Origin of the sequence: Arthrobacter sp. NPDC058097 (assembly GCF_042884885.1) — a bacterium.
Classification (GTDB): Bacteria; Actinomycetota; Actinomycetes; order Actinomycetales; family Micrococcaceae; genus Arthrobacter.
In genome coordinates this window covers 331,014-357,770 of record NZ_JBHVSZ010000005.1, presented here as the reverse complement: position 1 = coordinate 357,770, position 26,757 = coordinate 331,014, and the positions used below count along the sequence as shown (strand labels likewise).

Sequence of the window (26,757 nt, the reverse complement as noted above, 5' to 3'; positions counted from 1 at the left end):
CCACGGGGGTGGCGGTCCGGCAAATTCAACCAATTTAATAAAAAATCGGTATCAACAAACTTGGCACACTATTGAGTTCTCAAACAACAGACACATTCGAATACTTCCCGAAACAATTCCCGGATTAGTCATCGGAAATTTACATTTCGTATTTCTTCGCTGCGATGTTTCTAGCTTATTTCATCCATTTTCACTTTGCAAATCCGGGTTATTCACCCGATATTCACTTCAATGAAAAATGAATCCGCCCAGCACTAAGCGAAGCTTTTCTTCGTTCATTTTCGAAGTAGAAGAATTGCTTCTCAGTGTTGGGGGTCTGTCGCCACTCAGCGGCGGCGACTCAGAAGACATTACACGCTCCCCCGCGGCCGTGCAAACCGGCTGCGGAGGAGCGTGCATTTTGCCTGTTCCGGTGCTAGGCGTTCCGGTGCTAGGCCTTCGGGTGCTAGGCGCCGGACACCTGGACCGTGGCCAGGTTCTTCTTGCCGCGGCGGAGCAGCAGGTACTTGCCGTGCAGCAGCTCGGATGGGGAGATCACCGCGTCCGGATCCGTAACCTTGGCGTTGTTGACATAGGCGCCGCCCTCGCCGACCACACGGCGCGCGGCGGACTTGCTGTCCGACAGCCCCGAGGCAACCAGCAGGTCGATGATGCCGAGGCCCGTGCCGTCCACCGAAGCGGACGGGAGTTCTGCGGTCGCCGCTGCGAGCGTCTGCTCGTCGAGCACTGAGAGATCGCCGTTCCCAAAAACAGCCGCGGAAGCAGCAATGACTTTTTCGGTCGCTTCGACTCCGTGGACCAGCGCCGTCACTTCGTAGGCGAGCTTCCGCTGGCCTTCGCGGGCGAACGGGCGCTCAGCCACAGAGACGGCAATTTCCTCAATCTCGGCCCGGGTCAGGAAAGTGAACACCTTCAGCCGGTCCACAACGTCGGCGTCGGCGGTGTTAAGCCAGAACTGGTAGAAGGTGTACGGGCTGACCATGGCCGAGTCCAGCCAGATCGCGTTGCCCTCGCTCTTGCCGAACTTGGTGCCGTCTGCGTTGGTGATGAGCGGCGTGCCCAGTGCATGGACCGTCTTACCCTCCACCTTGCGGATGAGTTCGGTGCCGCTGGTGAGGTTGCCCCACTGGTCGGATCCGCCGGTCTGCAGCATGCAGCCGTAGTCGCGGTAGAGCTGCAGGTAATCCATGCCCTGCAGGATCTGGTAGCTGAACTCCGTGTAGCTGATGCCTTCCTCGGAGCTCAGCCGGGATGCCACGGCGTCCTTGCGCAGCATCGTACCCACGCGGAAGTGCTTGCCCACCTCGCGGAGGAAGTCGATCGCACTCAGCGGCGCGGTCCAGTCGAGGTTGTTGACCATCCGGGCGGCGTTGGCGCCGTCAAAGCTGAGGAAGCGTCGGACCTGTGCCTGCAGGTAACCGACCCACTCCGAAACGGTGTCCTTCGTGTTCAGGGTGCGTTCCGCCGTCGGACGCGGATCGCCGATCAGCCCGGTGGAACCGCCCACGAGGCCCAAGGGCTTGTGGCCGGCCAGCTGGAGCCGCCTCATGAGGAGGAGCTGGACCAGGTTTCCCAGGTGGAGGCTCGGCGCCGTGGGGTCGAACCCGCAGTAATACGTGACCGGCTCCCCTGCGAGCAACTTTTCCAATTCCACTTCATCGGTGGATACGTGGACAAGGCCGCGCCATTTGAGCTCCTGCCAGATGTTGGCGAAGCTGGGGTCGTTCTGCTGGGATTCGAGGTCGTTTAGTTGTGACACGCCTTCTAAGTTAGCAGGATCAGCGCCACGCCGACCCCTGTGAAGGACAGGAGGAAGGCCCGGCCGCGATCGGCCGGGCCTGTCCGGAAACCTTAACGCTCGATGCCTGCCGGAACGTCCGCGGCCGCGATCAGCCGGAGCCGCTGGGTGGGGCGGGTCATGGCAACGTACAAATCGCCCACCCTGCCGTGCTCGTGGTTCAGCATGGCGCTCGGTTCGAGGACCACGACGCCGTCGAACTCAAGCCCCTTGGCTTCCCGCGGGCTGATGACCACCACATCCTGTTCGTAGCTGCCGGCACCCGTGCCCAGTCGGGAACCGTACTCGGCACGCAGCGCCGAGGTGGCTTCCCGCAGCAGGTCGCCGTCGGCAATCACGGCGAGCAGACCGCCGTCGAGCGCTTCGAGCTCCTCGGGCAGGACCTCCACCAGCCGGTTCACGAGGCCAGAGCGCTCCACACGGTCGATGATGGGCGACCAGCGGCCTTCGCGGACGGCCTTCGGGGCGGAAACCACCAGGCCGGCGGCGTTGGCCATGCGCGCCGCCGCTTCGGCGATCTGCGACGGCGTCCGGTAGTTGACCGTGAGCTCCTCCAACTGCCAGCGGTCGCCGAACATCGGGGCGAGGGCCCCCTGCCAGGACTTCGCGCCGGCCACGGAACTGGTCTGGGCGATGTCCCCCACGATGGTGAAGGACTTGAGCGGGCAGCGCCGGACCAGGAGCCGCCACTGCATGGGCGACAGTTCCTGGGCCTCGTCGACGACGATGTGTCCGAAGGCCCAGGTGCGGTCGCTGGTGGCGCGCTCGGCCGCCGTCAGGCGCGCCTCGCGTTCCTCGTTCTGTTCAACGAGTTCCTCGGCGGACATCAGCACATCGACGCCGGCCGACTCCATGTTGACCAGGGTCTGCCGGGCGTTGGCCAGGGCGCGGGCGCGGTCCTGCTCCTGCTGGGCGAGCCCGCGGCCTGCGGCGGGATCCAGTTCACCGAGGAGTTCGGCAGCTTCGTCGAGGAGGGGGACGTCTGCTTCGGTCCACGGGGCATCGGGGGCCCGCAGCAGCAACTCGCGTTCCCTGGCGGTGAGGCCGGGGGTGCAGGCTTCGAGGAGGGCGGGCTTGCTGAGGAGCTCACTCACGAGCTTCTCGGGCGTCATCGGCATCCAGCACAGGTTCAGCGCAATGCGCACGTCGCGGGCGGTGCGCACGTCCTCGGCGAGGTAGGAGCGGTCGGCATTGTTGCCGATGTTGCCCTCCTCGACGAGTTCGGTCATCTGCTCGGTCAGCTCGCGGAGCAGGATCTTGACGAAGGTGACGCGGGCCTCGTTGTGCGGCTTGCCGGTGGACCGTGCGCGTTCGCGGGCGCGACGGACCTGCCGGGGCGTGAGGGTCAGCTTGCGGCCGTCGACCTCCAGGATCCGGTTCTCGGCCGGAATGCGCTGCCGGTTGGCCACGGCGTTGGCGATGACCTCGGCCATCTCCAGCCTGCCCTTGATGGCGGCGACGTCCGCATCCTGCTCCGGTACCGCGTTGATCCCCGGCATGAGCCTGCCCAGGCTGGCCATGACCACACCGGTTTCACCCAGCGACGGCAGGACGCGTTCGATGTATTTCATGAACGACGACGACGGTCCCACCAGCAGCACGCCGGCGGACTTCAGCCGGTCGCGGTGGGTGTACAGCAGATAGGCGGCGCGGTGCAGGGCCACGGCGGTCTTGCCGGTGCCCGGCCCGCCCTGGACGACGAGGGCACCGGAGATGGAGGACCGGATGATGCGGTCCTGCTCGGACTGGATGGTGCCCACGATGTCCGACATGCGGCCGGTGCGCTTGGAATTCAGTGCGGCCAGCAGGGCACCCTCGCCCTGCAGGGAATCGGCGTCGGAGAGCATGTCGGCGTCCAGGACGTCGTCCTCGATGGCCTTGACCTCGCGGCCCTGCAGGATCAGGTGCCGGCGCCGGCGCACGCCCTGCCGGTCAAAGGCAGTGGCCTGGTAGAAGTGGCCGGCCTCGGGTGCGCGCCAGTCGACCATGAGCCGGACGAGGTCCTCGGTGGTGAGCCCGATGCGGCCGATGTACTGCGCCTCGCCGGAGTCCAGGTCCAGCCGGCCGAACACGAGGCGGTCGTCGACGGCGTCGAGCTGGGCGAGGCGGTCCTCGTACAGGGCCGCGAAGGCGTCACGTTCGGAGACGTTCTGCATGGTGCCGACTGCTCCCGCGCGGCGCACCTGGGCCAGCTGGGCGCGCTTTTCCTCGCGCAGTTCATCAAGCCGGGCATACAGGCCGGCTACATAGTCCCGTTCGTGGGCCAAATCGGCGTCGTGCATCGTTCCCCTATCGCAAAAGACAGACCGTCCATTCTACAACCTTTTCGGCTTCCGTGGCGGCTGTTTGAGCTGCTAAAGCAGGTTATCTGACGGCGCGGCCCCGGCGCTCACGGACAAGGCCGCTGGTCAGAGGCGCAGCAGCGACCGCACACGGTGCCCGGCCAGGGCGGAGCGGCCTCGCAGCTCGCCGAGTTCCATCACCACGCCCACGCCCGAGACGTGGACCCCGCAGCGTTCAAACAGGCGGGCGGCTGCCCCGAGGGTGCCGCCTGTGGCGAGGACGTCGTCGAGGATCAGCACCCGGCTGCCGCGCGCCAGGTCGGTGGTGTGCAGTTCCAGGGTGGCGTTGCCGTATTCGAGGGCGTAGTCCTCGGAGTAGACCTCGCGCGGCAGCTTCCCGGCCTTGCGCACTGTCACCACGCCGGTGCCGGTGGCGTAGGCCGCGGCGGCGGCGAGCAGGAACCCGCGTGCCTCGACGCCGGCCACGGCGTCGAACTGCCCCTTGAACGGCTCCACGAGCGCGTCCACGACTGCCCGGAACGCGGGGCCGTCGGCGAAGACGGGGGTCAGGTCCTTGAAGGTGATTCCGGGCTTGGGGTAGTCCGGAACTGTCGCGCAAAGGCCCGTGATGAGTTCGTCCACGGGGACGGGCCTGGGGGCAGGGGCTTGTTCGCTCTGATTCACCCGTCAAGCCTACGCCCGCGGCGCACGCGCCTTCGCCGCCTTGTAGCGCGACACGGTGGGGTCGCCGGTAAGCCAGAACCGCCATGGATAATCGTGCGTGCCGCCGTGCCCGGCGACGCCGACCCGTGGCCCGCTGCTGACGTGCGCGGCGGGTGCCGGCGGCAGAACCAGGCCAAACGGCGGACCCAGGACGTCCCGCCCGCTGTCCTCGGTGGTCAGTCCGAGTGCTGTGGCCAGCCGGGCCGGACCGCTGGCCAGATCCTTGGCGGCTTTCGACGTCGGCCGCCTGGCGAGGGCGAGTTCACTGCCCTCCACGATCTCCCCGGCGCGCAGCAGGACGGCCGAGGCATGGCCGGCCGGACCGCAGACAATGTTGGCGCAGTAGTGCATGCCATATGTGAAATAGACGTACAGGTGGCCGGCGGGACCGAACATGGGGGCGTTCCGACGGGTGGGGCCGCGGTAGGTGTGCGATCCGGGGTCAGGGTGCAGTGAATCGACCGGACCCATGTAGGCCTCGAGCTCGGTGATCCGGACGGCCACGGGACCTTCAGCGCTGTGGTGCGTCAGGACAGCGCCAAGGAGCAGCGGGGCTATTTCGCGGGCATCGCCGGACAGGAACTGCCGCACAGGGCCGCTGGTGGTCATGCCCCGACTCTACCGAAGCCCCTGTTGCCCGGCCCGGGGCCGGGCAGGCCCCTCGCAAAGCTGCTGCACGGTCATGTCCGATTTCCGCTAGCACGGCCCTCGGGCGGCTGGCAGGATGGAGTCATGGACTTCTGGCAGCGCTACCGCGCCATCGACGCGCGGGACACCCGTTTTGACGGGCAGTTCTTTACGGCGGTGCGGACCACGGGCATCTACTGCCGGCCCTCGTGCCCGGCCAGGACGCCGAAGGCGGAGAACGTCACCTTCTATGAGACCTCCGCCGCCGCCCACGAGGCCGGGTACCGCGCGTGCAAGCGCTGCCTGCCCGAGGCGGTTCCGGGCACACCAGCCTGGAACCTCCGCTCGGACATTGCCGGCCGGGCCATGCGCCTGATCAACGACGGCGTGATCAACCGCGACGGCGTTGAGGGGCTCGCCGCGCGGCTGGGCTATTCCTCCCGACAGCTGAACCGGATCCTCAGCCATGAGCTCGGCGCCGGGCCCCTGTCCCTCGCCCGGGCCAGCAGGGCCCAGACCGCGCGAACGCTGCTCGTGTCCACGGGGATGAAGCTTGCTGACGTCGCCTTCGCCGCGGGTTTCAGCAGCGTCCGCCAGTTCAATGAGACCGTGGCCGAGGTGTTCGACATGACGCCGACCGGCCTGCGCAGCACCGCCCGGCACCACCCGTCCGCTCCCGCCAGCACGTCGCTCACGCTGGCTCTGCCCTACCGCGAACCGTTCGACCCCGGTGTCTTCAGCTTCCTCGCCGTCCGCGCCGTTCCGGGGATCGAGGCCGGAACCGCAACGTCCTATGCCCGGACACTGCGGCTCCCGCACGGGGACGCACGGTTCTGTGTGGAATACACCGGCCCCGGAAACGGCACCGTTGAGGGTGGAAAAGCGTTGGGCGGAAGTTTGGGGTACGACGGCGGCACGCACCGGCGCTCCCTGGTGCTCACCATCGGCGCGGTGGACCTCCGGGACCTGCCGGCCCTGCTGAGCAGGGTCCGCCGGCTTTTTGACCTCGACGCCGATCCCGTCGCCATCGACGGCGCGCTCGGCGGCGACCGCCGTCTTGCGGCATCCGTTGCGGCGGCGCCGGGGATCCGCCTGCCCGGTGCCCTCGATCCGCAGGAACTGCTCATCCGGGCCATGGTGGGGCAGCAGATCACGGTAGCCGCAGCACGCACGGCCCTCACGCAGCTGGCCGCGGCCGGCAGTCCCAGCGCCGCCGCCGGCGATGGGCTTACCCGGCTGTTCCCGTCGCCGGCGCAGATCGCCGGGGCTGGCGGGGAGCTGCTGCGGGGCCCACGGCGCAGGATAGAGTCGCTGCTGGCCGTGGCCGCGGCACTGGCCGACAAGACGCTGAACCTTGGCTACGGGGACGATCTGCCTGGCCTGTCGGCCAAGCTGCTGCCGCAGCCAGGCATCGGGCCGTGGACCGTGGGCTATGTGGCCATGCGGGTCATCGGCGCACCGGACATCTTCCTCGCCAACGACGCCGCAGTGCGCAACGGAATCCGGGCGCTGCCCGGCGGCAGTCTGCCGGGCGGCCGCCCGCCCGGAGGGAGCCCCATAACCGGTAGCAGCGCACGTGGCACCGCACCGCCGTCGGATCTGCCGTCGTCGGACGCCCCGTTCTCTGACTTCCGCGAAGTGAGCCCGTGGCGTTCGTACGCCACCATGCACCTCTGGCGGGCGGCCGCGACCAGTTCCAGAACCGCTGCCCCGCGGGGCGCAAACAACCAAATCGATGCAATGAAAGAAGCCGCGCAATGAAAGCCCAGCTCCTGACCATGACCACGCCGGACGGGCCGTTCACGATCATCGCCCGCGACGGTGTGGTGCTCGCCTCCGGCTGGACGGCCGACCGCCATGACCTCACGGGCCAGATCCATCCGGAGCTGCTGCCGGAGGCCTACGAACCGGTGGAGCACCTCGGCCCGATTTCGGCGGCTGTGGACGCGTTCTACGCGGGTGATCCGGCGCCGGCCATGAGCGTTCCTGTCCTGCAGAAATCAGGCCCGTTCCGCGCGCATGCCTGGGATGTGCTGCGCACTGTCAGCCCGGGGGCGCCGGTCACCTACACCGAATACGCGGAGCTGTCCGGCAACGCCAAGGCAGTCCGGGCCGCCGCCAGTGCGTGTGCGTTTAACGCCGCGGCGCTGTTCGTTCCGTGCCACCGAGTGGTGCGCACGGACGGCACAATGGGCGGATTCCGCTGGGGTCTGCGTATCAAGGAGAGCCTGCTGGCCCGCGAAAAGCAGGCTCTCGCCGCGGGCTGAACCAGCAGCTGAGCCGGCACCTGAACCAGCCGGCCGGTCAGGGTGCCGTGCCCTGAACCTGGGCGCTACTTCGCCGGAACCCCGGATGGCCAGGGCAGGAGTTCCGGCAGGTCCACGTCGTCGGCAGCGGCCGAGGCGCGCAGGCTGCCCAGCGACGGTTCCCGTCCGGCGAGCCAGGCGGCGATGTCCGTGACCATTCCGCTGACCACCGTGGAGCGGCCGCCGGTCCCGATTGTCACGCGAGGCAAGCCCAGAGGCTGCAGCACCAGCTTTTGGTCCTCGGGCACGCGCGCGGCAAGGAACGTGAACAGGTGCTCGCAGAACTGCCTGCTCCACGTTTCCGGGCCGCGGCCGGTGTTGAGGTCGGACGCGTGGATCACCAGCTCGCGCCAGAGCGCGAAGCCGCCGTCCAGCACCACTCCCCCGCGGTAGGAAATGGGTGCGCGCCAGCCGCCAGCACGGGCGTCAGAGCCTGTATCCGCAGCCGCGTCCCCTTCATCCAGCGAATCGAAGGCACGCAGTGCCCGCTGCAGCGCCGAGTCGAGGTCGGCGCGGTGCTGTTCCAGCGCATGTCCGGCGCTCATTTCGATGGCCTTCGTGCGGCCGTCATAGCCGCCGTCATACAGTTCCACCGTTTCCCCGCGCGCGGCGTACTCGAGCTGCCGCGCCATCGCGTTGGAGATGCCGGAGATGTGCGCGAGGACATGCCCGCGGGTCCAGCCCGGCAGTGCCGAGGGAGCCGGGACGTCAGCCTCGGTGAGTTTGGCAGCCAGGGAGGAAACGGCGTCGGCCGCCTTGTGGAGCTCGGCGAGCAAAGCGTCAGGTGTGATCGCAGTCATGCCGCAATCCTAAACTCCCCACCGGCTCCCCGCCTTCGCAAGCTCAGGCCGGGGCCCTCGCCGGCGTGGGCCCCCGCGACGGAATCTCGCACGCCGGGGCCCACTCTTTGCGATCTGCTAGCCTGCGTACTCGCGGACGCCGTTGAGCTCGGCTTCCAGCGCGGCAAGCTGGCGTTCGACGGCGGCCGGCGCCGTGCCGCCCTGGGAGTTCCGGCTGTTCAGTGACCCTTCCGTGCTGAGGACGCTGCGGACCTCAGGCGTGAGGTGCTCCGAAATGGCGGCATACTCGTCGTCCGTCAGGTCCCACAGTTCCACGTTGCGGCTCTCCGCCTGCTTCACCGCCGCGCCGGACAGTTCGTGCGCCTCGCGGAAGGGCACGCCCTGGCGGACGAGCCATTCTGCAATATCCGTAGCCAGCGCGAAGCCCTGCGGTGCCAGCGATTCCATCCGCTCGGCATTGAACTTCAGCGTGGCGATCATGCCCGAGACAGCCGGCAGCAGCAGCTCCAGCGTGTCGGCGGCGTCGAACACCGGCTCCTTGTCCTCCTGCAGGTCGCGGTTGTACGCGAGCGGCAGGCCCTTGAGCGTGGCCAGCAGGCCGGTGAGGTTGCCGATCAGCCTGCCGGCCTTGCCGCGGGCCAGCTCGGCCACGTCCGGGTTCTTCTTCTGCGGCATGATGGACGACCCCGTGGAGTACGAATCGTGCAGCGTGACGAAGGAGAACTCCTTGGTGGCCCAGAAGATGACTTCCTCAGAGATCCGGGACAGGTCAACGCCGATCATCGCGGCCACCCAGCCGAACTCGGCAAAGACATCGCGGGCGGCGGTGCCGTCGATCGAGTTGTGGACTGCGGAGAAGAAACCCAGGTCCGCGGCCACTGCCTCGGGGTCAAGGCCCAGCGACGAGCCCGCGAGTGCACCCGAGCCGTACGGCGAAACGCCGGCGCGCTTGTCCCAGTCCTGCAGACGCTGCACGTCGCGCAGCAGCGCCCAGACGTGGGCCAGGAGGTGGTGGCTGAGCAGGACGGGCTGCGCGTGCTGCAGGTGGGTGCGGCCCGGCATCGCCACGCCGGGGTGTGCCTTGGCCTGCTCCACCAGCGCGTCGATGGTGGCGAGCACTCCACGGGCGATGATCCGGGCGTGGTCACGCAGGAACATCCGGCCCAGCGTGGCCACCTGGTCGTTGCGTGACCGCCCGGCCCGCAGCTTGCCGCCCAGCTGGGTTCCGGCGCGCTCGATCAGGCCGCGTTCCAGGGACCCGTGCACGTCCTCGTCAGATTCGGCCGGAAGGTAGGCGCCGGAGGCGACGTCCTGGTCCAGCCGTGCCAGGGCATCAAGCATGCCGTCGAGCTCGGCGTCGTCCAGCAGCCCGGCCTTGTGCAGCACGCGGGCGTGCGCCTTGGACCCGGCGATGTCGTAGCGGGCCAGCCGCCAGTCAAAGTGCGTGGACTTGCTCAGCGCCGCGAGGGCGTCAGCCGGACCGCCGGCGAACCGGCCACCCCACAGCGCACCGGTGTTGGTCCCCGAGCGCACCCCAACCTCGCTTCGCTCGGCCGGGGACCCCTGCGCTCGTGGGCCCATTTCGGACTTCTGCTCAGCCACAGGGGCTACTTTCCTGCGACGCGGATGTCGCGGCGGGCGGCAACCTTGGCGGACATGCCCCACAGCTCGATGAAACCGCGCGCCATGGACTGGTCGAAGGTGTCCCCGGTGTCGTAGGTGGCGAGGTCGAAATCGTACAGCGAGGTCTCGGAGCGGCGTCCGTTGACGACCGCCTGGCCGCCGTGCAGGACCATCCGGATGTCGCCGGAGACGTACCGCTGGGTGTCTTCGATGAACGCGTCGAGGGAGCGCTTGAGCGGGGAGAACCACTGGCCGTCGTAGACCAGCTCTGCCCAGCGCTGGCCGACGGTGGCCTTGAAGCGGGCCTGCTCGCGCTCGATGGTGATGTCTTCAAGGTGCTTGTGCGCCGTGATGAGGGCCATCGCGCCGGGGGCCTCGTAGATTTCGCGGGACTTGATGCCCACCAGGCGGTCCTCGACGACGTCGATCCGGCCCACGCCCTGGGCGCCGGCACGGCGGTTGAGTTCCTTGATGGCCTGCAGCGGGGTGACCTTGACGCCGTCGATCGCTACCGGGACGCCGGCCTCGAAGGAGATGGTGACCTCGTCCGGTGCCGGCGGGAATTCCGGCGTGGCGGTGTAGTCGTAGATGTCCTTGGTGGGGGCGTTCCAGATGTCCTCGAGGTAGCCGGTTTCGACGGCGCGTCCCCAGACGTTCTGGTCGATCGAGTAGGGGTTCTTCTTGGTGGTCTCGATCGGCAGTCCCTTTTCCTCGGCGAAGGCGATGGCCTTGTCGCGGGTCAGGGCGAGGTCGCGGACGGGGGCGATGCATTTCAGGTCCGGGCCGAGGGTCTGGATGCCAACCTCGAAGCGGACCTGATCGTTGCCCTTGCCGGTGCAGCCGTGGGCCACGGTGGTGGCGCCGAATTCGCGGGCGGCCTTAACCAGGTGCTTGACGATGACCGGGCGGGAGATGGCGGACACCAGCGGGTAGTGGCCCTGGTAGAGGGCGTTGGCCTTCAGCGTGGGGACGCAGTACTCGTTGGCGAACTCGTCGGACGCGTCGGCCACGTAGGCCTCGACGGCGCCGCAGCCCAGGGCGCGCTGGCGGATGGTCTCCAGTGATTCGCCGCCCTGTCCTACGTCGACCGCCACGGCGATGACCTCGGCGCCGGTGGCTTCGCCGATCCAGCCGATGGCTACGGAAGTATCCAGGCCACCTGAGTAGGCCAGAACAATACGCTCAGTCACGGAACATGCTCCTTAGTTGTTTGTTTCTGTTTTTTTGTTTTGTCTTGAAGGTAGCTGCCGCACCCTGCCGGGCTGGTTGCTACTGGGTTGGTTGCTATCGGGCCGGACCCTATTGGCCCGCGCCGGCTTCCTCGGCGAGCTGCAGGAACCGGGCTGCCAGTTCCGGCCCGCCCAGGGGGTCCCGGGCCACGAGCAGCACGGTGTCGTCCCCGGCGATGGTGCCCAGGATGGAGGGCATCACGGAGTGGTCGATGGCGAGGGCGAGGAAGTTCGCGGCGCCGGGCGGGGTCCGAAGCACCACGAGGTTGGCTGATGCTTCGGCCGTCACCAGAAGCTCCCCGCAGAGCCGCGCCAGCCGGGCGTCGAGGATTTCCTGGCTGACCCCGCTCTTGGCCGCCCGCTCCCCGCCTTCGCCGGGGACGGCGTACACCAGCACGCCCTCCTTGCCCCGGACGCGGACGGCGCCAAGCTCCACCAGGTCACGCGACAGCGTGGCCTGGGTGACCTGCACGCCGTCGTCCGCGAGCAGCGCCGCGAGCTCGGCCTGGGAACGCACCGATTCGCCGGTCAGGATCGCTGTGATCCGCGCCTGGCGGGCCGTCTTGGTGGCCGGGCTCGCGCCGGGGGCCGCCGGGTTGGTGGACACTAGAACGTGCTCTCCCCGGTGCCCTCAACGGGGGAAAGCCCATCGACGAATGCCAGCCCGGACTGGTGCATGAGCCAGGCCATGAGCCCCTTCTGCGCATGCAGGCGGTTCTCGGCTTCGTCCCACACGATCGACTGCGGGCCGTCAATCACGCCGGCCGAGATTTCGTAGCCGCGGTAGGCGGGAAGGCAGTGCAGCACCACGGCGTCCCCGGCGGCCTGCGCCAGCGCGGCCTCGTCCACGGAGTACTCACGGAACAGCTGCATCCGTGCCTCCTTTTCGGATTCCTGGCCCATGGAAACCCAGGTGTCGGTGGCGACGACGTCGGCTCCCTTGAGTGCCTCGGCCGCGTCTGTGGTGATGAGGACCGAACCGCCGGTTTCTGCAGCACGTTCCTGGGCGGCGGCTACGATATCGGCCGCGGGCAGGTAGCCCTCGGGACCGGCGATGCGCACGTGCATGCCGGCAGTGACGCCGGCCAGCAGGTAGGAGTTGGCCATGTTGTTGGCGGCGTCGCCGAGATAGGCCATGGTGAGGCCCTTGAGCTCGCCCTTGTGCTCCTTGACGGTCAGGAGGTCCGCCAGCAGCTGGCACGGGTGGTAGTCGTCGCACAGGGCGTTGATGACCGGGACCTTGGAGTTTTCGGCCATGGCAACGAGGCCGGAGTGCGCGCCGGTCCGCCACACGATGGTGGACACCATGCGCTCGAGGACCTTGGCGGTGTCCTCGACGGACTCCTTGTGGCCGATCTGCGCCTCGCCCGGGTTGATGATCAGGGCGTTGCCGCCCATGTCCGCCACGCCGGTGGCAAAGGAGACCCGGGTGCGTGTGGAGGTCTTGTCGAAAATCACCGCAACCGTCTTGCGGCCGCTGCCTTCGGCGGCGAACGGCTGGACGCTGTACGGTGCCGCCTTCATGCGGCCCGCGAGTTCCAGGACTTCCGCCTGTTCGGAAGGGCTGAGGTCCGTGTCCTTGAGGAAGTGGCGGATGGTGCCGGTGGAGGTCACTGTGCGTCCTTTGCGGTTTGCAGGATGGCCGGAAGGGCGGCCAGGAAACGGTCCGCCTGCTCGATGGTCAGGATGAGCGGCGGGGCCAGGCGGATGGTGCGGGGACCGGGGCTGTTGATGATGAAGCCGGCGTCCAGGGCTGCAGTCACGGCGGCGGGGGCGACCTCGGCGTCCAGGTCGAAGCCGATCAGCAGTCCCTCGCCGCGCACCTCGGTGACACCGTCGACGGCGGCCAGCGCCTGCCGCAGATGCTCACCTACGGTGCGGACATTGTCCTGCACGTGCTGGCTTTCGATGGCATGCAGCGTCGCCAGTGCCGCGGCCGTGGCCACGGGGTTGCCGCCGAACGTGGTGCCGTGCTGGCCTGCGGCCAGCAGCGTTGACGTCTTCTCGCCGAACGTGACGAGCGCGCCGATCGGGAAACCCCCGCCAAGGCCCTTGGCCAGGGTGATGGCGTCCGGCACGATCCCGGCGTCCTCGCTGGCCAGCCACTTTCCCGTACGGGCGATGCCGGTCTGCACCTCATCGAGGATCAGCAGGGCACCGGCTTCGGCGGTGAACTCGCGGGCAGCCTTCAGGTAGCCGGCCGGAAGGGGCCGGACGCCTGCCTCGCCCTGGATCGGCTCCAGGAAGACGGCAGCCACGGTGTCGTCGACGGCGTTGCGCAGGGCCTCGATGTCGCCGAACGGAATGTGCTCAACGCCTCCGGGCACGGGCTCGAACGGGGTGCGGTAGGCTTCCTTCGCCGTGAGCGCGAGTGCGCCCATCGTCCGGCCGTGGAATGCGCCTTCGAGCGCGATGATCCGGGTGCGGGGCTTCCCGCCAGCCTCCCCAGCCTCCCCGGCTTCCCCGGCGGCGGTGCCGGAGTTACGGCGGGCAAGCTTGAAGGCTGCCTCGTTGGCCTCCGTGCCGGAGTTGGTGAAGAACACCTTGGACCCGGCCGGCGCTGCAGTCAGTTCCAGCAGTTTCTCGGCCAGGGCGATCTGGGTAGGGCTGGTGAAGAAGTTGGAGACATGCCCCAGGGTGGCCAGCTGGCTCGAGATCACCGAGGTCACGAACGGGTGGGCGTGGCCCAGCGCGTTAACGGCGATGCCGCCCAGGAGGTCCAGGTATTCCTTGCCGTCGGCGTCCCAGACGAGGCAGCCCGCACCGCGGACCAGCACCCGCTGCGGTGTGCCGAAGACACCCATCAGCGACGACGAGTAGCGCGCCAGCCATTCGGAACCTGCGTGGCCGCTCGTTTCAACCAGATCGGTCACCGAGGATTGCTCAACGACTGCGGATTGTTCGAAATTGCTCATGCGTTCGTCTCCTCGTCCGGGACAACCTGCGTGCCGATGCCCGCCGTCGTAAATGTTTCCAGAAGCATTGAGTGGGGCAGCCGGCCGTCCACGATGTGGGCCCGTTCAACGCCCTCGTCGATCGCCTTGAGACAGGCGGCCATCTTGGGAATCATGCCCGATTCGAGCCTCGGCAGCATGTCACGAAGCTCGGAGGCCGTCAGAGACGAAATGAGCGAGGACTTGTCCGGCCAGTTGGCGTAGAGGCCTTCGACGTCGGTCAGGATAACCAGCTTCGAGGCGCCCAGCGCGGAGGCCACGGCCGCCGCTGCGGTGTCCGCGTTGACGTTCAGGACCTGGCCGGTGGGCTGGAAGCGGGCGGTTCCCGCCACGCCGTCACCGGCATCGGTGATCTCCGGTGCGACGGTGGAGATCACGGGGATCCGGCCGGCGTCGAGGATGTCCACGATGCCGGCGGGGTCAACGCCGACCACCTCGCCCACAAGCCCGAGGTCCACCTCCTCGCCGTCAACGACGGTGCCGGTGCGCACGGCGCGCAGCAGGCCGCCGTCTTCACCGGACATGCCGACGGCGTAGGGCCCGTGTGAGTTGATCAGCCCCACCAGCTCACGGCCCACCTGGCCGGTGAGGACCATGCGCACCACATCCATCGCCTCCGGCGTGGTGACGCGCAGTCCGCCCTTGAACTCCGATTCGATGCCGAGCCTGCCCAGCATCGCGTTGATCTGCGGGCCGCCGCCGTGCACCACCACGGGGTGGATCCCCACGTGGTGGAGGAACACGACGTCCTCGGCGAAGGCGCGGCGCAGCTCGTCGTTGACCATGGCGTTGCCGCCGTACTTGATCACCATGGTGGTTCCGGCGAAGCGCTGGATCCAGGGCAGGGCTTCGATGAGGGTGCCTGCCTTGTCCTGGGCATCACTCATGGACGTTGACTGGCGGGTCTGTGTGTTCATGCGGCTGGTTCTCCAGGGTTGCCGGCGGATCTGGCTTGAGCGGGCAGAGCTAGCTCGAGTAGGCGCTGTTCTCGTGGACGTAGTCGTGCGTGAGGTCGTTGGTCCAGATGGTGGCTTCCGCCCCGCCGGCCTGCAGGTCGATCTCCACGATCACCTCGCGCGGTTCCAGGTCCACCAGCTTGCGGTCCTGGCCGATCCCGCCGTTCTGGCAGATCTGGATCCCGTTCATGGACACGTTGAGCTGGTCCGGCTCGAACACGGCGTCGGTGGTTCCCACGGCGGACAGCACGCGGCCCCAGTTGGGGTCCTTGCCGAAGATGGCGGCCTTGAAGAGGTTGGAACGGGCCACGGCGCGGCTGACTGTTTCGGCGTCGCGCTCGGTGGCGGCATTGAACGTCCGGATGGCGATATCGTGGCTGGCGCCCTCGGCGTCGCCGATCAGCTTGCGGGCCAGCTCGGCGCACACCTGGGTGAGGCCCTGGCCGAAGGTCCCGTTGGAGGGAACAGCTTTGGAAGCGCCCGAGGCCAGGAGCACCACGGTGTCATTGGTGGACATGCAGCCATCCGAGTCGGCGCGGTCGAAGGTGACGCGCGTGGCGTCCCGGAGGGCGAGGTCGAGCAGTTCCGGCTGGACGTCGGCATCCGTGGTGAGCACCACCAGCATGGTGGCCAGCCCGGGAGCCAGCATGCCGGCGCCCTTGGCGATGCCGCCGATGGTGAATTCATTTCCTTCGCTGTCGGCGCCGGTGAAGACCGCCTGCTTGGGCACCGTGTCGGTGGTCATGATGGCCGTGGCGGCTTCGGGACCGCCGTCGGTGCTCAGGGCGGCCGCCGCGGCGTCGATGCCGGGGACAATCTTGTCCATCGGCAACTGCTCGCCGATCAGGCCGGTGGAGCAGACAATGACGTCGGTGGCGGAGAGGCCCAGCACCTCGGCCGTTTTCTCCGCCGTCGTGTGCGTGTTCTGGAAGCCCTGCGGGCCGGTGCAGGCGTTGGCGCCGCCGGAGTTGAGGATCACCGCGTCGACGCGGCCGTCCGAGACCACCTGGCGTGACCAGTGGACGGGCGCTGCGGCCACCCGGTTGGAGGTGAAGACCGCGGCTGCTGCCTTGGACGGTCCGTCATTGACCACGAGCGCGAGGTCCGGGTTGCCCGAGGCCTTGAGCCCGGCGGTGACACCGGAGGCGCGGAATCCCTTGGGGGCGGTAACGGTCACGGGGCAACTCCCTGCAGGTTGAGGCCCGCGGTCTCCGGCAGGCCAAGGGCAATGTTCATGGACTGCACCGCGCCACCGGCGGTGCCTTTGGTCAGGTTGTCGATGGCGCACGTGACAATGACGCGCCCGACATGCGGGTCGAAGGCCAGCTGCATGGCGGCGTGGTTGGAGCCCTGCACGGACTTGGTGGTGGGCCACTGGCCCTCGGGCAGCAGGTGGACGAACGGCTCGTCGTCGTACGCCTCCGCCCAGGCCCTCCGCAGCTCCTCGGCGCCGACGCCGGGCTTGACCCGAGCGGTGGCGGTGGTGAGGATGCCCCGGCTCATGGGCGCCAGGGTGGGCGTGAAGGAAACCGTTACCGGCTCACCGGAGGCGTTGGACAGTCCCTGCTCGATTTCCGGCGTGTGCCGGTGGCCGCCGCCCACGCCATAGGGGCTCATGGAGCCCATGACCTCGGAGCCGATGAGGTTGACCTTCGCTGCCTTGCCGGCTCCGGAGGTGCCGGAGGCGGCGACGATGACGACGTCGTTCCCCTCGAGCAGGCCGCCGGCGAAGCCGGGCGTGAGGGCGAGCAGCGCCGACGTCGGATAGCAGCCCGGAACGGCGATCCGGCTGGCCCCCTTGAGCTTTTCGCGCTGGCCCGGCAGTTCGGGCAGGCCGTAGGGCCACGTTCCGGCGTGGTCCGAGCCGTAGAACTTTTCCCACGCGGTGGCGGACTCGAGGCGGTGGTCGGCGCCGGCGTCGATCACCACCGTTCCTTCGGGGAGCCTGGCCGCGATCTCGGCGGACGCCCCGTGCGGGAGGGCCAGGAACACGACGTCGTGCCCGGACAGGTTTTCCACGCTGGTGTCCTCGAGAATCCTGCTCGCCAGGCCATGGAGATGCGGCTGCAGTTCGCCTAGTCTGGAACCGGCGTTGCTGTGTGCCGTGATGGCTCCGATGGTGACGTCCGGATGGCCGGCCAGGAGGCGGAGGACTTCGCCGCCGGCGTAGCCGCTGGCGCCGGAAACGGCAACAGAAATAGTCATGTAGACGACTATACAGCAAGACTATGCATAGGTCCCGATATTTATGCATGGAGCGCCCGCGCCTCCTTACGCCGGGTTCCGGCCCGACTTCGCCTCCACCACGCCGGTCCCTAGGATGAGGTGAGGAAGGGTGCCGGAGGTCCCGGCCCGGAAAAGGAGAAATCCCATGACGCACGCCATCGTCGCCCGGCAGCCGGGTGGACCGGAGGTTCTGGAACTCACGGAGATTGACCGCCCCGTCCCCGGCCCAGGCCAGCTGCTGGTGAAGGTAGCCGCAACGGGCGTCAATTTCATCGAAACCTACCAGCGCAGCGGCACCTACAAGGTGGCCTATCCATTCACCCCCGGATCCGAAGCAGCCGGCGTCATCGAGGAAATCGGCGAGGGCGTCGAGGACTTCGCGGTGGGAAGCCGGGTGGCCACGGCCGAGGGAACCGCATGCTACGCCGGGTACACCGTGCTGGACGCGGCGAAGGCCCTGCCCGTGCCGGACGGCGTGGACGACCACACCGCCGCAGCGCTCCCCCTCCAGGGTATGACGGCCCACTACCTGATCAACTCCTCGTTCCGCGTTGAGCCCGGGCACAACGTGCTGGTCCACGCAGGCGCCGGCGGGGTGGGCCTGCTGCTGATCCAGCTCCTGAAGGCCCGCGGCGCCCGCGTCATCACCACCGTTTCCACCGATGAAAAGGAGGCGCTGGCCCGGGGCGCGGGCGCAGACGAGGTGCTGCGCTACGACGGGTTCACCGACGCCGTCCGGGACCTGACCCATGGTGCAGGCGTGAACGTCGTGTACGACGGCGTGGGGAAGGACACGTTCGACGGCTCGCTGGCCAGCCTGCGCACCCGCGGTTCGCTGGTGCTCTTCGGCGCGGCGTCCGGCCCCGTGCCGCCGGTGGACCCGCAGCGGCTCAATGCCGGTGGCTCGCTGACCCTTACGCGGCCGTCGCTCGCCCATTTCCTCGGCAATCCGCAGGAACGGCACTGGCGCTCCACGGAAATCTTCGGCGCCGCGGCCGACGGCAGCCTCAATGTCCGCGTCGGTGCGATCTACCCGCTGGCCGAGGCCCGCAAGGCACACGAGGACCTCGAAGCCCGGCGCACCACCGGGAAGGTTCTGCTGGTCCCCTGACCGGTCGGCGGTCCCCTAACACTGCGGTCCCGGATTAACGCAGGGGAAACTTTGTCATCTTCCGTTCATCTTGCTGAGGGAGAATCCAGCCGTGATTGAGCCCCCGCCGAGAACCCTGGACACGACCGCACCCTCTGCCGCCGGCAGACCGGCGGCAGAGGACGTGTACCCGGCCCAGGTCTATGCAGCGCAGCTGCCCCGCGCTGCCGCCGCCCCGCCGGAGCGGACCCTGGTGGACATCCTCACGGACACCGCGGCACGTTTCCCGGATGCTTCCGCGCTCGACGACGGCCGCCGCTCGCTGAGCTACGCCCAGCTCCTGGCCGCGGTTAAGGCCGAGGGCCGGCGGCTCCACCAGGCCGGCCTGGGAGCGGGAGACAGGATCGGCGTCCGGATTCCCTCCGGAACCAACGAGCTCTACGTCGCGATCCTTGCCATCCTGCTGATCGGCGCCGCCTACGTGCCCGTGGACGCGGACGATCCGGACGAACGGGCGAAGCTGGTGTTCGGTGAGGCGCGGGTGGCCGGCATTCTCCGGGCCAACGGCGAGATCGTCACTGACCACAAGCGGCCGCACCCCCACCCCGCGCCGCGCCCGGCCGCGCCCGACGACGACGCCTGGGTCATCTTCACGTCCGGTTCCACCGGGACGCCCAAGGGTGTCGCAGTGCAGCACCGCTCGTCGGCCGCGTTCGTGGACGCTGAAGCCCGCATCTTCCTGCAGGACGAACCGGTGGGGCCGCAAGACCGCGTGCTCGCGGGACTGTCCGTGGCCTTCGACGCGTCGTGTGAAGAGATGTGGCTGGCCTGGCGCCACGGCGCGTGCCTCGTGCCTGCCCCGCGGGCCCTCGTCCGCACCGGCATGGACCTAGGGCCGTGGCTGATCAACCACGGCATCACGGTGGTCTCCACCGTTCCCACGCTTGCGGCGCTGTGGCCGGCAGAGGCGCTCGAGAACGTGCGGCTGCTGATCTTCGGCGGCGAGGCCTGCCCGCCGGAGCTGGCCGAGCGCCTGGCAGTGGACGGCCGCGAGGTGTGGAACACCTACGGACCGACCGAGGCAACGGTCGTGGCCTGTGCCGCTCCCCTGGGCCGGACCGGCCCGGTCAGGATCGGGCTCCCCCTGGACGGCTGGGACCTGGCGGTGGTCGATTCCGACGGCGTCCCGGTCGCCGAGGGCGAGGTGGGCGAGCTCATCATCGGCGGCGTGGGACTGGCCCGCTACCTCGACCCGGCGAAAGACGCGGAGAAATACGCCCCCATGCCCTCGCTGGGCTGGGACCGTGCCTACCGGTCCGGCGACCTGGTCCGCTTCGAACGGGCCGGCCTGATCTTCATGGGACGCGCCGACGAGCAGGTCAAGCTCGGCGGCCGCCGGATCGAACTCGGTGAGATCGACGCTGCCCTGCAAGCGCTCCCTGGCATTGCGGGCGCCGCCGCCGCAGTCCGCACGACGGCGGCCGGCAACCAGGTCCTCGTGGGTTACCTGGCTCCTGCCGGCGGGACGGACTCCGCGCCCGGCCGGCCCGCTTTGGATTTGGCCGCGTTCCGTGAACTGCTGTCCGCCACACTGCCCGCTCCGCTCATCCCGATGCTGACCGTCGTCGACACCCTGCCCACCAAGACCAGCGGCAAAGTCGACCGGCACGCGCTGCCCTGGCCGCTGCCTGGTGCCGGCGCCGCCGCCGCGGACGCCGCGCCGCTGAACCTGCCGGAGGATGCCCAGTGGGTGGTTGACCAGTGGCAGGCCATCCTGGGCAGCAGCGTCGCCGGCCTGGACGCGGACTTCTTCGCCCACGGCGGCGGGTCATTGGCTGCGGCCCAACTCGTCTCCGCGCTCCGGGTCCGCTACCCCACCATCACCGTGGCCGACATCTACGCCACCCCGCGCATCGGCGCGCTGATCGAGGCAGCCCGCCAGTCCCTGCCGGACGGCGTCTCCGCCGGCCCGGCTCCGGAACGTCCGGTTCGCCCCACAGCCCTGAAGTCGCAGGTCTTCCAGACCCTCATGGGCATACCGCTGCACATTCTGGCGGGCATGCGCTGGCTGACCTACCTGATGGCCGCCAACAACGTCCTGTCCGCGTTTGCCGGATTCACGGCCGCACCCACCGTGTCCTGGTGGTGGGTGGCCGCGTCCTGGCTGGTCTTCGTCAGCCCGCCCGGACGGATGGCCATCTCCGTTGCCGCCGCCCGCCTCCTGCTCCGCAACGTGCGGCCGGGGAACTACCCGCGGGCAGGCAAGGTGCACCTGCGCCTCTGGCTGGCCGAACAGATCCAGGACCTGGCCAGCGCCGTCAGCCTCGCCAGCGCCCCCTGGGTGCCCTACTACGCGAGGGCCCTTGGCGCCAAGATCGGGAGCAACATCCACCTGCACTCCCTTCCCCCGGTGACGGGCTTCCTCACCCTGGGCCGCGGCTGCAACATCGAACCCGAGGTGGACCTGTCCGGCTGGTGGATCGACGGCGACATCGTCCGCATCGGCCACATCCACGTCGGAGCCGACGCCACCGTGGGAGCCCGCAGCACCCTGATGCCTGGGGCCAGCGTCGGTGCCGGCGGCCAGGTGGAACCGGGCTCCGCCGTGCTGGGCAAGGTCAAGGCCGGCCAGCTGGTGGCCGGCTCCCCGGCACAACGGCGCGGCAAGGCCAAACAGGACTGGCCCGCCGGCCAGCCGGTCAGCTCCCTTTTCGGGAGGCTCTGGTTCACGGCCTTCGCTGGCGCGTCCGCCGTCCTCGCCCTGATTCCCTACGCTTCAGCCGTGGCCGCAGCCCTGGTGGTCTTCCTGTTCATCAGGGGCAACGACTCACTGCTCAATGCCGTGCCGCAGGTGCTGGCATCTCTCCCTCTGGCCGCCTTGACCTGGTTCCTCACCAACATCCTGCTGATCCTGGTCACCACCAGGCTGCTGGGCCTCGGCCTGAAGGAGGGCTACTACCGGGTCCGTAGCCGCGTCGGCTGGCAGGTCTGGGCCACCGAGCGGGTGCTGGACATGGCACGAGACCTCCTGTTCCCGATATACGCCAGCCTGTTCACACCGGTCTGGCTGAGGCTCCTGGGGGCGAAGGTCGGAAAGAATGTTGAGGCCTCCACCGTCCTGCTGCTGCCGCGCATGACCACGGTGGGCGAGGGTGCCTTCCTCGCCGACGACACCATGGTGGCCCCGTACGAGCTGGGTGGAGGCTGGATGCACATCGCACCCGCCAAAATCGGCAAGCGCTCCTTCCTTGGCAACTCCGGCATGACCGCCGCCGGGCGCAGCGTGCCAAAGAACTCCCTGGTCGCTGTCCTCTCGGCGACGCCGGGCAAGGCCAAGTCAGGCACGTCCTGGCTGGGCAGCCCTCCTGTCAGGCTGCGGCGCACAGCGGTGGCATCGGACAGCACCCGCACCTTCCGGCCGCCGGCGAGGCTCAAGCTGGCCAGGAGCCTCTGGGAGCTGTGCCGGTTCGTGCCGGTGACCCTGACGGTGGGCCTGGCCCTTGGCGTGCTGCTCGTCTTCGACTGGCTCGCCACCGCCCTGGGTTACGGTGCGGCAGCGGCACTCGGAGGCGTGGTCCTGCTGATCGCGGGCGGGGTGGCGGCGGCCTCCTCCGTGGCGGCGAAGTGGTTGCTCGTGGGCAGGATCAAGGCCGGCGAACACCCGCTGTGGAGCTCCTTCATCTGGCGGAACGAAGTGGTGGATACCTTCATCGAAATGGTGAGTGCCCCGTGGTTCGCCCGGTCCGCCAGCGGCACCCCGGCCCTCGTCTGGTGGCTGCGGGCCCTTGGCGCCAAGATCGGCCGGGGCACGTGGTGCGAAAGCTATTGGCTTCCCGAGGCGGACCTCGTGACCCTCGGCGCCAGCTCCACCGTCAACCGCGGCTGCGTAGTCCAGACCCACCTCTTCCACGACCGCATCATGAGCATCGACACTGTTAGTCTCGAAGACGGGGCGACGATGGGCCCGCATGGCGTGATTCTGCCGCAGGCGAGGATCGGCAAGGGCGGCACCGTTGGCCCGGCGTCCCTGGTGATGCGCGGCGAGACCGTTCCGGCCGGGACGTACTGGATGGGGAATCCGGTGAGTCCGTGGACCGGGCCCGCCGTTCCGGCGCCCCGCCTTAAGTAGCCCACCATAGCTAAGGAAGTTGCACGCAGAATGAGCTCCGGAGAATCGCCCGGCCCGGCCGCCGTCCTCTCCGCCGGCGCCACGGCCACCGGCGACCCCTACGTCCCGGGCCATGGAACGGACGCCTACCGCGTTGTGCACTATGAACTGGAGCTGGACTACAGGCTGGCTAGCAACAGGTTGTCCGGCCGCGCCGTACTGGCCGCTGTGGCGGAGCGCCGCACGTCCGCCGTCGTACTGGATATGGCCCGCCTCCGCGCCCTGAAGATCCAGCTGAACGGGACCCGCGTGCGGAGGTTCACGCAGCGGGCGGAACAGCTCGTGGTGCATTGCGAACAGCCCCTCGAGGCGGGCTCCGAATTCAGCCTCGAGATCCGGTATGACGGCAACCCGCAGCCGCGGCGGGGGCTGTGGGGCGAGGTGGGCTGGGAGGAGCTCACCGACGGCGTCCTCGTGGCCGGCCAGCCCAACGGGGCGCCGTCCTGGTTCCCGTGCAATGACCATCCGCGGAACAAGGCCAGTTACCGCATTTCCGTCACCACGGATGCCGGCTACCGCGCCGTGTGCAACGGGCTCCTGGTGGGGCAAACTGTGCGGTCCAGCCGCGAGACCTGGGTTTATGAGCAGCGTGAACCGATGGCAACGTACCTGGCGACCATCCAGATCGGCCGGTACGGGCTGGTGAGGTTGCCGGACTCGGCCGGCGTGCCCCAGTTCGTTGCGGCGCCGACGGAGTTGGTGGCCCGGGCGGAGGCCGCCCTCGCCCGGCAGGAAGCCATGATGAGCACCTTCGTGAGCCGCTTCGGCCCGTATCCGTTCCCGGAATACACGGTGGTGGTCACCGCCGACGAACTGGAAATTCCGCTCGAGGCCCAGTCGCTGTCCATCCTGGGCCGCAACCACCTGGATACGGGGTGGGAGTCACAACGGCTGATCGCGCATGAGTTGGCCCACCAGTGGTTCGGGAACTCGCTTACCCTCGGCACTTGGAGCGACATCTGGCTGCACGAGGGCTTCGCCTGCTACGCGGAGTGGATCTGGTCCGAGGAGGCCGCAGTCATGTCCACCCACGAGCGGGCGCGTGGGGCCTGGCAGCGGCTCAACGCAGACGCGCAGGACCTGCTGGTGGGTGACCCCGGACCTGAGCTGATGTTCGACGACAGGGTCTATAAGCGCGGTGCCCTCGCGCTGCACGCCCTGCGCCGGCGCTGCGGCGACCTCGCCTTCTTCGCGCTGCTGCAGGAATGGACCCGAACGCACGCCCACCGGTCCGTGTCGACGCCCGAGTTCATCCTCACGGCCGACCGTGTCACGGGGCTGGACACGGAATCGCTGCTGCATCCCTGGCTCTACGAGGAAGACCTGCCGCCGCTGCCGTAAAGTACGTCCGGCAAAAAAGGTTCCGGGCATCCGGTTCCGGGCATAAAGAAAGACCACGCCAAACGGCGTGGTCTTCCTTTATGCCAGGTCTAGCGCTGGACGGCACCGAACCGCTCGGCGGCGGTGGCGACGGCGCGTTCCCGCGCCTCCGATGCCTCGTCGGCCGTCAGTGTCCGGTCGGTGGCGCGGAACCGCAGGCCGAAGGCGAGCGACTTCTTGCCGTCCTCGATTCCCTTCCCCGCGTAGACGTCGAACAGGGCAACATCCTCGAGCAGCTCACCGGCGCCTTCACGCAGCGCTGCCAGCACGTCGTCGGCGGGGACGTCCTGCGGCACTACGAGGGCGACGTCCTGCGTCGCCACCGGGAAGGTGGAGATGTGGCGGGCCACCACGACGTCGGCCGCCGCCTCGAAGAGCGCGTCCGCGTTGAGTTCCAGCGCGACGGACCGTGCCGGCATGTCGTTCGCAGCCAGGAGCTTGGGGTGCAGCTCTCCGGCGTAGCCCACCACCTCGCCGGAGCGCAGCGACAGCTGCGCGGCGCGGCCCGGGTGGAAGGCCTGGTGCCGGCCCTGGGTGACCACGAGCTCCACACCAAGGACGTCACCGGCCAGGCGGGCGATGTCCAGGGCGTCGGCCCAGTCCCACAGCCGCGGAGCATGGCCGGCGGCGGCGGGCGAATCATGGCCGGTGAGGACGGCGGCGACGTGCAGCGGCTGGTCCGGAACGCCGTTGTACAGCGCGTCCAGCACCTCATCGCTTGGCTTGACGCCCAGCGGAGGAATGGACGGCGTGCCTAAAGTGTCACCGGGCAGGAAGACCAGGCCGGCTTCGAAGACGGCGAGGTCGCGGAAGCCGCGGGAGTGGTTGCGCTTGGCAATTTCCAGCAGGCCCGGCAGCACCGACGTGCGCAGGTAGCCGTGCTCCTCGCTGATCGGGTTGGCAAGCTTGACCGCAGTCCGGGGCGCACCCTCCTCGGCCACGCCAAACGTCTCGTTGGCGGCCTTCGACACGAAGGGGTAGGCCAGGACCTCGGTCAGTCCTGCATCAGCCAGCGCCTGGACCAGGCGGCGGCGCTGCTGCTGCACCCGGGTCAGGCCGCGGCCGGGAGGCGCCACCGGCAGGGTCGCGGGGATCTGGTCGTAGCCCACCAGGCGGGCCACTTCCTCGGAGAGGTCCTCCTTGGTTTCCAGGTCGTTCCGCCAGCTCGGCGCCGTGACGGTCCAGCCGGTGCCTGTCTTGTCCAGAACGGCACCGAGGTCCTCAAGGGACGTGACGATCTGCTCTTCGGTGAAGTCGATGCCGATCCGGGCCGCGGGGAACTCAGCCGGCAGCGCGATGGTCACCGGGTCCGGGGCGGTTCCGACGTCGGTGCCCGCGTCGTCGGCGGTTCCGCCGGCCAGTTCCACGAGAAGGTCGACGGCGCGCTGGGCCGCGATGTTGGCGACCTGCCAGTCCACGCCGCGTTCAAAGCGCTTGGAGGCTTCGGACGGGAGCTTGTGGCGCCGGCGCGACCGGGCGATGGAGACTTCCTCGAAGTGGGCCGCCTCGATCAGGACGGTAGTGGTGGCGTCGGAGACCTCGGTGGACGCGCCGCCCATGACGCCGGCGACGCCGATGGGGCCGGAGGCGTCGGTGATCAGCAGGTCCTCGGGGTCGAGCGAGCGTTCCTTGCCGTCGAGGGTGGTCAGCTTCTCCCCCGCCACGGCCCGGCGCACCACGATGTCGCCGGACAGCTTGTCCTGGTCGTAGAAGTGCAGCGGCTGGCCGAGTTCGAGCATCACGTAGTTCGAGATGTCCACGGGGAGGGAGATGGACCGGATGCCGGCCAACCGAAGCCTTGAGGACATCCACGGCGGCGTGGGCCTGGTGGCGTCGACGCCGCGGACTGTGCGAGCCACGAAGCGGTCGCAGCCGGGCTTGCCGTAGATCGGCGCGTCGTCGTTGATTTTGACGCCGTAGCCACCGGACAGGACGGCCGGGGCGTTGACCTTCGACGCGGGATCCGTGAACACGGTCCCGGTGGCGTGGGCGTATTCACGGGCCACACCGCGGATGGAGAAGGCGTAGCCGCGGTCCGGGGTCACGTTGATTTCGGCGGCCTGGTCGTAAAGGCCGAGCAGCTCCATGGCGTCGGTCCCGATCTCGGGGTCCAGGCCGATCCGGGAAAGCACCAGGATGCCGTCGTGGTCCTCGCCGATGCCCAGTTCGCGGACTGATGCGATCATGCCTGCGGACATGTGGCCGTAGGTCTTCCGTGCCGAGATGTGGAAGTCGCCGGGCAGGACGGCACCCGGCAGGGTAACAACCACCTTGTCGCCCTCGACGAAGTTGTGGGCGCCGCAGACGATGCCCTGCACGCCGGACGGATCGATGCCCTTGCCGGTGAGGGTCTGCTCCTGCCCCTCGGGGACAACGCGGACCTGGCACCAGTTGATGGTCTTGCCGTTGGACTGCGGTTCCTTGACCAGGCTCAGGACCTGGCCCACCACTACGGGTCCGCGCAGGGCGTCCGTGGGGCGGTGGACCGTTTCCTCTTCGAAGCCGACCTTGACGAGTTCCGCCATGACGTCTTCGGCCGTGGCTCCGGCCGGTACCTGCGCGAATTCACGCAGCCAGGAAAGTGGGATACGCACT

General features: G+C 68.6%; 19 protein-coding genes. 5 read left to right on the top strand and 14 right to left on the bottom strand.

Features of this window, described 5'->3' with window-relative positions:
* Window positions 1–445 precede the first annotated feature (445 nt).
* The 4 genes from tyrS to ACFVTE_RS11560 all read right to left on the bottom strand — a co-directional run bounded on the left by tyrS (window position 446) and on the right by ACFVTE_RS11560 (window position 5,412).
* A complete protein-coding gene (gene tyrS / locus ACFVTE_RS11575; RefSeq protein ID WP_387100489.1) occupies window positions 446–1,759 on the bottom strand; it encodes a tyrosine--tRNA ligase in 1,314 nt (437 codons plus the stop codon).
* 92 nt (window positions 1,760–1,851) lie between these two features.
* Window positions 1,852–4,080: a HelD family protein gene (locus ACFVTE_RS11570; RefSeq protein WP_387100486.1), complete on the bottom strand. Its 2,229-nt coding sequence runs from the start codon at window positions 4,078–4,080 to the stop codon at window positions 1,852–1,854.
* Window positions 4,081–4,206: 126 nt separating this feature from the next.
* Complete coding sequence (locus ACFVTE_RS11565; RefSeq protein WP_387100483.1) at window positions 4,207–4,764, bottom strand: adenine phosphoribosyltransferase; 558 nt, start codon at window positions 4,762–4,764, stop codon at window positions 4,207–4,209.
* Between the two features lie 9 nt (window positions 4,765–4,773).
* On the bottom strand, window positions 4,774–5,412 hold the full coding sequence (locus ACFVTE_RS11560; RefSeq protein ID WP_387100480.1) for a DNA-3-methyladenine glycosylase: 639 nt from the start codon (window positions 5,410–5,412) through the stop codon (window positions 4,774–4,776).
* Window positions 5,413–5,535: 123 nt separating this feature from the next.
* Here ACFVTE_RS11560 and ACFVTE_RS11555 point away from each other — a divergent pair, with 123 nt between their 5' ends.
* The gene (locus ACFVTE_RS11555; RefSeq protein WP_387100478.1) at window positions 5,536–7,191 is read left to right on the top strand and encodes a DNA-3-methyladenine glycosylase 2 family protein; all 1,656 of its coding nucleotides are present in this window, start codon (window positions 5,536–5,538) and stop codon (window positions 7,189–7,191) included.
* Window positions 7,188–7,697, top strand: coding sequence for a methylated-DNA--[protein]-cysteine S-methyltransferase (locus ACFVTE_RS11550; protein ID WP_387100475.1), 510 nt, complete (start codon window positions 7,188–7,190; stop codon window positions 7,695–7,697). Before ACFVTE_RS11555 ends, ACFVTE_RS11550 begins: the two co-directional genes overlap by 4 nt.
* Before the next feature lie 65 nt (window positions 7,698–7,762).
* On the opposite strand, the gene ACFVTE_RS11545 is transcribed toward ACFVTE_RS11550, so the two are convergent.
* The 9 genes from ACFVTE_RS11545 to argC all read right to left on the bottom strand — a co-directional run bounded on the left by ACFVTE_RS11545 (window position 7,763) and on the right by argC (window position 17,503).
* Window positions 7,763–8,536 (bottom strand): maleylpyruvate isomerase family mycothiol-dependent enzyme, encoded by a 774-nt coding sequence (locus ACFVTE_RS11545; protein ID WP_387100471.1) that lies wholly within the window; start codon window positions 8,534–8,536, stop codon window positions 7,763–7,765.
* A gap of 117 nt (window positions 8,537–8,653) precedes the next feature.
* Window positions 8,654–10,117: an argininosuccinate lyase gene (argH, locus tag ACFVTE_RS11540; RefSeq protein ID WP_387100545.1), complete on the bottom strand. Its 1,464-nt coding sequence runs from the start codon at window positions 10,115–10,117 to the stop codon at window positions 8,654–8,656.
* A gap of 26 nt (window positions 10,118–10,143) precedes the next feature.
* Window positions 10,144–11,349 (bottom strand): argininosuccinate synthase, encoded by a 1,206-nt coding sequence (locus ACFVTE_RS11535; protein WP_387100468.1) that lies wholly within the window; start codon window positions 11,347–11,349, stop codon window positions 10,144–10,146.
* A gap of 109 nt (window positions 11,350–11,458) precedes the next feature.
* Window positions 11,459–11,995: an arginine repressor gene (locus ACFVTE_RS11530; RefSeq protein WP_387100464.1), complete on the bottom strand. Its 537-nt coding sequence runs from the start codon at window positions 11,993–11,995 to the stop codon at window positions 11,459–11,461.
* Complete coding sequence (gene argF, locus ACFVTE_RS11525; RefSeq protein ID WP_387100462.1) at window positions 11,995–13,002, bottom strand: ornithine carbamoyltransferase; 1,008 nt, start codon at window positions 13,000–13,002, stop codon at window positions 11,995–11,997. Before argF ends, ACFVTE_RS11530 begins: the two co-directional genes overlap by 1 nt.
* Window positions 12,999–14,303 carry an acetylornithine transaminase gene (locus ACFVTE_RS11520; RefSeq protein ID WP_387100459.1) on the bottom strand — a complete coding sequence of 435 codons (1,305 nt, stop codon included), beginning with the start codon at window positions 14,301–14,303 and terminating at the stop codon, window positions 12,999–13,001. The genes argF and ACFVTE_RS11520 overlap by 4 nt, the downstream gene beginning before the upstream one ends.
* The gene (argB, locus tag ACFVTE_RS11515) at window positions 14,300–15,259 is read right to left on the bottom strand and encodes an acetylglutamate kinase (protein WP_387100456.1); all 960 of its coding nucleotides are present in this window, start codon (window positions 15,257–15,259) and stop codon (window positions 14,300–14,302) included. Before argB ends, ACFVTE_RS11520 begins: the two co-directional genes overlap by 4 nt.
* 49 nt (window positions 15,260–15,308) lie before the next feature.
* Complete coding sequence (gene argJ / locus ACFVTE_RS11510; protein WP_387100454.1) at window positions 15,309–16,475, bottom strand: bifunctional glutamate N-acetyltransferase/amino-acid acetyltransferase ArgJ; 1,167 nt, start codon at window positions 16,473–16,475, stop codon at window positions 15,309–15,311.
* Window positions 16,472–17,503, bottom strand: coding sequence for an N-acetyl-gamma-glutamyl-phosphate reductase (gene argC, locus ACFVTE_RS11505; RefSeq protein ID WP_387100451.1), 1,032 nt, complete (start codon window positions 17,501–17,503; stop codon window positions 16,472–16,474). Before argC ends, argJ begins: the two co-directional genes overlap by 4 nt.
* Window positions 17,504–17,669: 166 nt before the next feature.
* Between argC and ACFVTE_RS11500 the strand changes: the two genes are divergently transcribed.
* The 3 genes from ACFVTE_RS11500 to ACFVTE_RS11490 all read left to right on the top strand — a co-directional run bounded on the left by ACFVTE_RS11500 (window position 17,670) and on the right by ACFVTE_RS11490 (window position 24,123).
* On the top strand, window positions 17,670–18,635 hold the full coding sequence (locus ACFVTE_RS11500; RefSeq protein ID WP_387100448.1) for a quinone oxidoreductase family protein: 966 nt from the start codon (window positions 17,670–17,672) through the stop codon (window positions 18,633–18,635).
* Between the two features lie 163 nt (window positions 18,636–18,798).
* On the top strand, window positions 18,799–22,743 hold the full coding sequence (locus ACFVTE_RS11495; protein WP_387100544.1) for a Pls/PosA family non-ribosomal peptide synthetase: 3,945 nt from the start codon (window positions 18,799–18,801) through the stop codon (window positions 22,741–22,743).
* A 30-nt stretch (window positions 22,744–22,773) separates the two neighbouring features.
* Complete coding sequence (locus tag ACFVTE_RS11490; protein WP_387100445.1) at window positions 22,774–24,123, top strand: M1 family metallopeptidase; 1,350 nt, start codon at window positions 22,774–22,776, stop codon at window positions 24,121–24,123.
* An 89-nt stretch (window positions 24,124–24,212) separates the two neighbouring features.
* Here ACFVTE_RS11490 and pheT read toward each other — a convergent pair whose 3' ends face one another.
* The gene (pheT, locus tag ACFVTE_RS11485; protein ID WP_387100443.1) at window positions 24,213–26,756 is read right to left on the bottom strand and encodes a phenylalanine--tRNA ligase subunit beta; all 2,544 of its coding nucleotides are present in this window, start codon (window positions 26,754–26,756) and stop codon (window positions 24,213–24,215) included.
* Between the last annotated feature and the right edge of the window lies 1 nt (window position 26,757).

What these genes read in the sequence shown, in the direction of transcription:
- ACFVTE_RS11570 (WP_387100486.1), bottom strand. Translation starts at nt 4,080, where the DNA reads ATGCACGACGCCGATTTGGCCCACGAACGGGACTATGTAGCCGGCCTG.
- ACFVTE_RS11560 (WP_387100480.1), bottom strand. Translation starts at nt 5,412, where the DNA reads ATGACCACCAGCGGCCCTGTGCGGCAGTTCCTGTCCGGCGATGCCCGC.
- ACFVTE_RS11555 (WP_387100478.1), top strand. Translation starts at nt 5,536, where the DNA reads ATGGACTTCTGGCAGCGCTACCGCGCCATCGACGCGCGGGACACCCGT.
- ACFVTE_RS11550 (WP_387100475.1), top strand. Translation starts at nt 7,188, where the DNA reads ATGAAAGCCCAGCTCCTGACCATGACCACGCCGGACGGGCCGTTCACG.
- ACFVTE_RS11545 (WP_387100471.1), bottom strand. Translation starts at nt 8,536, where the DNA reads ATGACTGCGATCACACCTGACGCTTTGCTCGCCGAGCTCCACAAGGCG.
- argH (WP_387100545.1), bottom strand. Translation starts at nt 10,117, where the DNA reads ATGGGCCCACGAGCGCAGGGGTCCCCGGCCGAGCGAAGCGAGGTTGGG.
- ACFVTE_RS11520 (WP_387100459.1), bottom strand. Translation starts at nt 14,303, where the DNA reads ATGAGCAATTTCGAACAATCCGCAGTCGTTGAGCAATCCTCGGTGACC.
- argB (WP_387100456.1), bottom strand. Translation starts at nt 15,259, where the DNA reads ATGAACACACAGACCCGCCAGTCAACGTCCATGAGTGATGCCCAGGAC.
- argC (WP_387100451.1), bottom strand. Translation starts at nt 17,503, where the DNA reads ATGACTATTTCTGTTGCCGTTTCCGGCGCCAGCGGCTACGCCGGCGGC.
- ACFVTE_RS11500 (WP_387100448.1), top strand. Translation starts at nt 17,670, where the DNA reads ATGACGCACGCCATCGTCGCCCGGCAGCCGGGTGGACCGGAGGTTCTG.
- ACFVTE_RS11490 (WP_387100445.1), top strand. Translation starts at nt 22,774, where the DNA reads ATGAGCTCCGGAGAATCGCCCGGCCCGGCCGCCGTCCTCTCCGCCGGC.